Annotated in this window: 10 protein-coding genes; 5 read left to right on the top strand and 5 right to left on the bottom strand. The window is 58.9% G+C overall.

The genetic code is table 11. From position 1 onward, the window contains the following. Nucleotides 1-351: 351 nt before the first annotated feature. Both AAAU26_RS10480 and AAAU26_RS10475 read left to right on the top strand, forming a co-directional pair. Entirely contained in the window at nucleotides 352-954 is a 603-nt protein-coding gene (locus AAAU26_RS10480; RefSeq protein WP_015563755.1) for a Type 1 glutamine amidotransferase-like domain-containing protein, read from the top strand. Nucleotides 955-1,105: 151 nt separating this feature from the next. Then, nucleotides 1,106-2,047, top strand: a complete 942-nt coding sequence (locus AAAU26_RS10475; protein WP_227619461.1) for a tRNA dihydrouridine synthase — start codon at nucleotides 1,106-1,108, stop codon at nucleotides 2,045-2,047. An 83-nt stretch (nucleotides 2,048-2,130) separates the two neighbouring features. Here AAAU26_RS10475 and AAAU26_RS10470 read toward each other — a convergent pair whose 3' ends face one another. After that, nucleotides 2,131-2,376, bottom strand: a complete 246-nt coding sequence (locus AAAU26_RS10470) for an IreB family regulatory phosphoprotein (RefSeq protein ID WP_149794943.1) — start codon at nucleotides 2,374-2,376, stop codon at nucleotides 2,131-2,133. A 151-nt stretch (nucleotides 2,377-2,527) separates the two neighbouring features. Between AAAU26_RS10470 and AAAU26_RS10465 the strand changes: the two genes are divergently transcribed. Beyond that, the gene (locus AAAU26_RS10465) at nucleotides 2,528-2,935 is read left to right on the top strand and encodes a holo-ACP synthase (protein WP_227619460.1); all 408 of its coding nucleotides are present in this window, start codon (nucleotides 2,528-2,530) and stop codon (nucleotides 2,933-2,935) included. Between the two features lie 134 nt (nucleotides 2,936-3,069). Next, entirely contained in the window at nucleotides 3,070-3,420 is a 351-nt protein-coding gene (locus AAAU26_RS10460; RefSeq protein WP_015565247.1) for a type II toxin-antitoxin system PemK/MazF family toxin, read from the top strand. A gap of 63 nt (nucleotides 3,421-3,483) precedes the next feature. On the opposite strand, the gene AAAU26_RS10455 is transcribed toward AAAU26_RS10460, so the two are convergent. The 4 genes from AAAU26_RS10455 to AAAU26_RS10440 all read right to left on the bottom strand — a co-directional run bounded on the left by AAAU26_RS10455 (nucleotide 3,484) and on the right by AAAU26_RS10440 (nucleotide 6,764). Continuing rightward, a complete protein-coding gene (locus AAAU26_RS10455) occupies nucleotides 3,484-3,879 on the bottom strand; it encodes a metal-dependent transcriptional regulator (protein WP_015565248.1) in 396 nt (131 codons plus the stop codon). A gap of 149 nt (nucleotides 3,880-4,028) precedes the next feature. Next, complete coding sequence (locus tag AAAU26_RS10450) at nucleotides 4,029-4,586, bottom strand: Fe-S-containing hydro-lyase (protein WP_158395994.1); 558 nt, start codon at nucleotides 4,584-4,586, stop codon at nucleotides 4,029-4,031. Between the two features lie 150 nt (nucleotides 4,587-4,736). After that, nucleotides 4,737-5,576 (bottom strand): fumarate hydratase, encoded by an 840-nt coding sequence (locus AAAU26_RS10445; RefSeq protein ID WP_217212074.1) that lies wholly within the window; start codon nucleotides 5,574-5,576, stop codon nucleotides 4,737-4,739. A gap of 15 nt (nucleotides 5,577-5,591) precedes the next feature. Next, nucleotides 5,592-6,764 (bottom strand): NAD(P)-dependent malic enzyme, encoded by a 1,173-nt coding sequence (locus tag AAAU26_RS10440; protein WP_227619459.1) that lies wholly within the window; start codon nucleotides 6,762-6,764, stop codon nucleotides 5,592-5,594. Here AAAU26_RS10440 and AAAU26_RS10435 point away from each other — a divergent pair. Beyond that, nucleotides 6,754-6,955: hypothetical protein (locus tag AAAU26_RS10435; protein WP_349181050.1), on the top strand; the 202-nt coding region annotated here is incomplete at its 3' end. The two genes, AAAU26_RS10440 and AAAU26_RS10435, sit on opposite strands and share 11 nt — an antisense overlap.

The raw sequence follows: 6,955 nt of genomic DNA, 5'->3' as shown, positions 1-6,955 counted from the left end.
AGCTGGTAGAGCATCTGCTTGACGTGCAGGAGGTCACAGGTTCGAGTCCTGTACCGTCCACCATACAGTTCGTACTCAAACCCGATTCTTTACGAGAAAGGGTTCGGGTACGTTTTTTGTTTATCAGAGGTTCCGCGGAAGGACTACTCGGAACGGTAAACAGGAACGAGCAAAGGCAGGGTATCATCATGGCGATGGTATCCTGCCTTTTGTGCTATATGGCGCATTCTGGGTCAATCGCTGCGTACGCAGGAAAAAGGGCAAGCTCTGACATATAGGGGTGTTCTTTCCTTGGCGGGTGTGATATACTTGGCTCAACAAATCGGAATTTATATATAAAGGAGAATATTGATGAAACTGTTTTTATGTTCGCACTTTTCAAGTGTAGGAAGTCTGATAAAGGAAGAAATTGAAAATAAAAAAGTCGCATTTATTCCAACAGCTTCGCTGCGGGAAGGCTACACCGGTTATGTCGGCTCGGCTCGAAAATTATTCAAAAAGTTGGGAGCAATCGTAACTGAAATTGATATTTCAACGGAGGCTTATTCAACGATACAGTCTGTTTTTGAAGATGCGGATGTGATATATTTTACCGGCGGAAATTCTTTTTTCCTTATAGACCAGCTCCGTAAAACGGGAACGGATGAGCTGTTGAAGAAAGAATTGGCAAAGGGAAAACTGATGATTGGTGAATCGGCAGGTGCGATTATATGCGCTCCAAGCATCCAATATATCGAGCAAATGGATGAAAAGCCGGAGGACTACTCACAAGAAGATGATGCAGGGCTTGATTTGATTGATTTCTATGTTCTTCCGCATTATCTTACAGCACCATTTAAGAAAGTTACCGAGAAAATAATGACTGAGTTTTCGGATTTGAATCTATGCCCAATTAACAACCGTCAGGGAATTGTAATTGATGGTGAAGGTTCAAAGGTTATTTGCAAAGACTAATTTGAAAATTCCAGTTTGCCGTACTCGTTCCCAGCAGAGTTTGGGTCCGCCATCTGGTAAGAGCCATCCGCTTCGGCTGATGGCTCTTGTTGTTTCATCTGGCGCTTTACCGGGGTGTATGATATACTCAGACAGACAAAGGAGAAGAAACATGAACTACTACACCGCCCCCATGGAGGGCCTCACTGACCGAATCTGGCGTCAGGCGCACCAGCGCTGGTTCGAGGCACCCGGCGCGCCTGCCCGCTATTATGCCCCCTTCATCTCCCCGCCCGAGAATCGGGTGCTTATCAAAAAGAAGATGGCGGAGCTGGACCCGGCGGCGAACCCCGGCGCACCGGTCATCCCCCAGCTGCTGGCCAAAGACGGCGCTCTGGCCGCCTGGATGATAGGCGAGCTGCGGAAGATGGGCTACACTGAAGTCAACCTCAACTTCGGCTGTCCCTCCGGCACTGTCACCGCCAAAGGCAAGGGTGCCGGGATGCTGCGCGACCTCTCGAAGCTCGAAGCCTTTCTCGACGAAGTCTTCTCGCAGGCCGAAGGCCCCATCTCGGTCAAGACCCGGCTGGGCGTCACCAGCCCGGAGGAGTTCGAAGCCATCCTCGACCTCTACGACCGCTACCCCATCTGTGAGCTGACCATCCACCCCCGGGTCATGCGCCAGCTCTACCGGGGCGAGGCCGACCGCGCCGCCTTTGCAAAATATCTGCCCCACTGCCAGATGCCCGTCTGCTACAACGGCGACATCACTACCCCTGCCCAGCTGAAAGCACTGGAAGCGGAGTTCCCGAACCTCTCCGGCATCATGGTGGGGCGGGGCATCATCGCCGACCCGGCCCTGCTGCGGCAGGCTGTGGGCGGTGCGCCCGCTTCGAAGGAAGAACTGCGGGGCTACCTCGACGAGCTCTACCACGGCTACACCGAGGCCTTCGGCATGGCCAGCTGTGCCGTCAGCCGGATGAAGGCCCACTGGCACTACCTCATCCAGCGGTTCGAGGGCTCCGAAGCTTTCGAGAAGCAGCTGCGCAAGGCCCGGGAGGGCTGGGAGTATGAGGTGGTGGTGAACCAGCTGTTCACTCTGCCGCTTTTATGAGCCTGTGAGCAGCGCGAGGCTGAGAGGTCTATAAAACAAAAAGCCTGCCGTCCCGTAGGACAGCAGGCAAAAGGCAGAGATTCTCAGACGTTCAGATAGCTGCGCAGCATAGCCTGCAGCAGGTCGTCACGGTCCACTTTGCGGATGAGGGAACGAGCCCCCTTATAAGTCGTGATATAGGTAGGATCTTCGGACAGGATATAGCCCACCAGCTGGTTGACGGGGTTATAGCCTTTTTCCTTGAGTGCGTCGTACACCTGCTGCACGACTTCATGGATCTCGATGTCCTTCTGATCGTGGATGGAGAAAATGGCAGTTGCGTCGCCCACGAAATACACCCCCTTAAATAACTATGATTTATTGTACACGACTTGCGGCAAAACTTCAAGTTTCCCCAGTGAGATTTGCACATTTTGCTTAAATTTTTCCGATTTTATCATGCAAATCAGCGAAGCTGTTTTTGCAGAAAAGAGGCATATCATGATATACGGCATCGGCTGCGACCTCTGCGACACTGCCCGGATGGCAAAAAGCCTCGGCGGCCCCCATGGCTCCACCTTTGCGGCCAGAGTCTTCGGCCCGGCGGAGCGGGAGGCGCTGGGGCTTTCGGAGAAAGCTCCTTCCCCCCTCAGCGCCCATAAAGCCGCCAGTGCGGCGGCAGATTTCGCCGCGAAGGAAGCCTTCCTCAAAGCGGCCGGCACCGGCCTTGCAGGCCCCTTTGCGCTCTGTGAGATAGAGGCCGTCCGGCTGGAAAGCGGCGCGCCGGAATACCGCTTTTCGGGCGGCAGCGCCCAGTGGATGGACGAGCGCCATCTGAGGGCGCTGCTTTCCCTCAGCCACGACGGCGGCATGGCGCTGGCCTTCTGCATTCTGGAAACGGAAACCTGATTTTCTCTCCTGCATACAATGAGAGCAAGCTGCCCGCGTATGCATAGCCTGCCCCCGGCCTGTCCATAATAAGGCCAGAGGACGGCACCGCGCACCACATAGCGGGCCTCCCAGTATGCAAGGAGGGAGTTTTCATGGAGGTACACAGAGGAGAAGTTTTTTACGCCGACCTTTCGCCCGTTGTCGGCTCCGAACAGGGCGGCGTCCGCCCGGTGCTCATCGTGCAGAATGAGATAGGAAACCGGCACAGCCCTACGGTCATTGCAGCCGCCATTACATCCCGGCTGGACAAAGCCCGGCTTCCCACCCACATCAACATCCGGGCCGAAGATACGGGCCTTGCCAAGGACAGCGTCGTGCTGCTGGAGCAGATACGCACGCTGGATAAACACCGCCTGCGGGAGCGGGCCGGCCAGATCACTGCCGAGGACCAGCGCCGGGTGGACCAGGCGCTGGATGTGAGCCTCGGCCTGAGCTCCTATTAAACAAATGACCGCCCCCACAAAACGTGGAGGCGGTCATCTGCTTTTTTATTGGAAGTTGGATGGTCACTCAGATTTCTGGACGCTGTCCTCTGCGTCGTGGAGCAGGGCATACTCACGGATCTTTTTCAGCGTCTGCTCGCTCAGGATATGCTCTGCCTTGCAGGCATCCTCGGCGGCGACGTCCTCATCCACGCCCAGCTGCACAAAGAAATGGGTCAGCAGGCGGTGGCGGCTATAGATGCGCTCTGCGATCTCGCGGCCCGGCTCAAGAAGGGTCAGGTTGCCCTCGCCATCCACCGCGATATAACCGTTCTCCCGCAGCTTCTTCATGGCAATGCTGACGCTGGCCTTGGTATAGCCCAGCTCGTTGACCACGTCGATGGAGCGCACACGGCCCATCCGCTGGGTCAGCATAAGGATAGTCTCGAGATAATCTTCTGCGGATTGGTGGATCTGCATGTTATCGGCCTCCTGCCTCGTAAATTCCCTGTCCGGGGCACACAGGCGTTCCGGTCCGGTTTGTTATAGGATACCACATTCCGTACCGTGTTGCAAGCCATTCGCAGAAAGTTTGTCTATTCAAACTAAATCTACCCCGCGTAATTTCGTCACTTTACCGTCTCGAGATAGGCCGCCGGGCCGGAAGTGTAGAGGTCGCCGCCGTGGGCGTCGAGGATGACCGTCAGGGGCATTTTTTCCACGGTCAGACGGCGGACGGCCTCGCAGCCGAGGTCGGGCCACGCGATGACTTCCAACGTCTTGACGCTCTGGGCCATCAGCGCACCGGCACCGCCCAGCGCAGCCAGATAGACCGCGCCGTTGCGGACGACGGCCTCTTTGACGGCGGCGTCCCGCTTGCCCTTGCCTATCATAATTTTATTGCCCAGGTCCAGCAGGCGGGGGCTCATGGCGTCCATCCGTCCGCTGGTGGTGGGGCCGGCAGAGCCGATGACTTCGCCCGGGCGCTCCGGCGTGGGGCCGACGTAGTAGATGGCGCTGCCCTCGAGGTCAAAGGGCAGCTTTTCGCCCTTGTCCAGCGCTTCCAGCATCCGCTTGTGGGCCTGGTCGCGGGCGGTGTACACCACACCGGACAGCAGCACGGTATCGCCCGCTTTCAGGGGCGCGAGGTCTGCCGCCGTGCAGGGAGTTGTCAGTTCGTATTGCATTTGCATTCTCCTTTAGCGTCCTGGCCCTCTCCGTCATTGCTTCGCAATGCCACCTCTCCCAAAGGGAGAGGCTTTACTTTCCCGCCACGCTTTAAGGCTCTCCCTTTGGGGGAGCTGTCGAGCAACGCGAGACTGAGAGGGCAAGCCATCTCACAATGCGGCACTTGCCCGCCGGGTGACATGGCAGGAAACATTCACGGCCACCGGCAGACCGGCCACATGGGTGGGCATCTGCTCGATGGCGAGGCCGAGGCAGGTGGTCCTGCCGCCGAAGCCCTGAGGGCCGATGCCCAGCTCATTGATGGCCGTCAGAAGCTCTTTCTCGAGGTCAGCGTAATAGGGGTCGGGGTTCGGGACGTCCAGCGGGCGGAGCAGAGCTTTCTTGGCGAGATAGGCCACTTTATCAAAGCTGCCGCCCACGCCGACGCCCAGCACGATGGGCGGGCAGGGGTTGGAGCCGGCCAGCTTGACCGTCTCGATGACGAACTTCTTGAAGCCCTCCACGCCGTCGGCGGGCTTGAGCATCTGGATGCGGCTCATGTTCTCGCTGCCGAAGCCCTTGGGGGCGACGGTGATGGTGCAGCCGTCACCGTCCACCAGATGCACCGTGATGGCGGCGGGGGTGTTGTCGCCGGTGTTGCCCCGGCGCAGCGGGTCGGCCACGATGCTCTTGCGCAGATAGCCGTCGGTGTAGCCCCGCCGTACACCCTCATGGATAGCAGCCTCAAAACTGCCGTCGATATGGACGTCCGTACCCAGCTCCACGAAGACGCAGGCCATGCCGGTATCCTGACAGATGGGCAGATCCTCTTCTTTCGCCGCCGCGAGGTTCGACCAGAGCAGGTCGAGGGTGTTCTTTGCCAGCGGCCAGGGCTCTTCGGCCCGGGCCTTGTCCAGTGCTTCCTGCACGTCCCGGGGCAGGCGGGTGTTGGCCTCGATGCAGAGGCGGGCCACGGTGTCCGTGATCTGCTGCGCGGAAATGGTTCTCATAGGAGCTCCCTCCGTTTACAGGCGGGCCACGCCGCTCTCGCGGGCAGCTTTTGCCACAGCGTTCGCCACAGCCTCGGCCACCCGGGGGTCGAAGGCACCGGGGATGATGTTCTCTTCGCTGCGGTCATCGTCGGTGATGAGGTCCGCGATGGCGTAGGCGGCGGCCAGCTTCATCTTGTCGTTGATGTCGCGGGCGCGGACGCTCAGAGCGCCCTTGAAGAGGCCCGGGAAGCAGAGGACATTGTTGACCTGATTCGGGAAGTCGCTGCGGCCGGTGGCCATGACGCGGACGCCGCCGGCCTTGGCCTCGTCGGGCATGATCTCAGGGGTGGGGTTTGCCATGGCAAAGACGATGGCGTCCTTGTTCATGGTCCTGCACAGCTCGGTGGTCAGGATGCCGGGCTTGGACACGCCGATGAAGACGTCTGCGCCCTCAAGAGCTTCTTTCAGGCCGCCCTTGATCTGGCGGGGGTTGGTCACTTCGCCCAGCCAGTTCTTGTGGGCCTCGGCGCTGTTGCAGCCCTTGTACAGGGTGCCGAACTGGTCCACGGCGATGATGTCCCTGGCGCCGGCGGTCATCAGCATCTTGATGATGGCCGTACCGGCAGCGCCGGGGCCGTTCAGAACGATGTGGACGTCCTCCATCTTCTTGCCCACCACGCGCAGGGCGTTGATGAGGGCGGCGGTCACGACGATGGCCGTGCCGTGCTGGTCATCGTGGAAGACGGGGATGTCCAGCTCACGCTCCAGGGTCTCTTCGATCTCAAAGCACTCGGGGCTCTTGATGTCTTCGAGGTTGATGCCGCCGAAGGTGGGGGCGATAGCCTTGCAGGCCGCGATGACGCTGGCCGCGTCGTGGGCGTCGATGCAGATGGGGAAAGCATCCACGCCGCCGAACTCCTTGAACAGCACAGCCTTGCCCTCCATGACCGGCAGGCCTGCCTCGGGGCCGATGTCACCCAGACCCAGCACGGCGGTGCCGTTGGAGACGACAGCCACCATATTGCTCTTGAAGGTGTACTTGTAGACGTCGTCGGGGTTTTCCTTGATCTTGCGGCAGGGTTCAGCGACACCGGGGGTGTAGGCGGTGGACAGGTCATCGCGTGTCTTGACCTCCACCTTGCTCACGATGCCCACCTTGCCGTGGTGCGTCTCGTGCATTTCCAGAGCTGCTTTGTTGAAATCCATGGGTTTATCCTCCTTTATCAACCTCTCAGTCTCGCTGTCGCTCGACAGCTCCTCTAATAGGGACGCCTCTGGCGAAGAGATCAAGCTTTCCGATATGCCAAGGCCTCTCCTCGATAGGAGCAACAACGACGACCGCCGCCAGTGGCGGAAACAGGGAGTCGCTGTTGGGGCCGCGGCCAGCAAGACGCAAG

The sequence above is a fragment of the Faecalibacterium longum genome (assembly GCF_040094125.1).
GTDB lineage: Bacteria > Bacillota > Clostridia > Oscillospirales > Ruminococcaceae > Faecalibacterium > Faecalibacterium longum.
The sequence above is the reverse complement of the archived record's forward strand: the minus strand, read 5'-3'. Positions and strand labels throughout refer to the sequence as shown.

Excerpts from the sequence above, each read along its gene's own strand:
- AAAU26_RS10460 (WP_015565247.1), top strand. The coding sequence starts at position 3,070 with ATGGAGGTACACAGAGGAGAAGTTTTTTACGCCGACCTTTCGCCCGTT.
- AAAU26_RS10465 (WP_227619460.1), top strand. The coding sequence starts at position 2,528 with ATGATATACGGCATCGGCTGCGACCTCTGCGACACTGCCCGGATGGCA.
- AAAU26_RS10475 (WP_227619461.1), top strand. The coding sequence starts at position 1,106 with ATGAACTACTACACCGCCCCCATGGAGGGCCTCACTGACCGAATCTGG.
- AAAU26_RS10445 (WP_217212074.1), bottom strand. The coding sequence starts at position 5,576 with ATGAGAACCATTTCCGCGCAGCAGATCACGGACACCGTGGCCCGCCTC.
- AAAU26_RS10440 (WP_227619459.1), bottom strand. The coding sequence starts at position 6,764 with ATGGATTTCAACAAAGCAGCTCTGGAAATGCACGAGACGCACCACGGC.
- AAAU26_RS10480 (WP_015563755.1), top strand. The coding sequence starts at position 352 with ATGAAACTGTTTTTATGTTCGCACTTTTCAAGTGTAGGAAGTCTGATA.
- AAAU26_RS10450 (WP_158395994.1), bottom strand. The coding sequence starts at position 4,586 with ATGCAATACGAACTGACAACTCCCTGCACGGCGGCAGACCTCGCGCCC.
- AAAU26_RS10455 (WP_015565248.1), bottom strand. The coding sequence starts at position 3,879 with ATGCAGATCCACCAATCCGCAGAAGATTATCTCGAGACTATCCTTATG.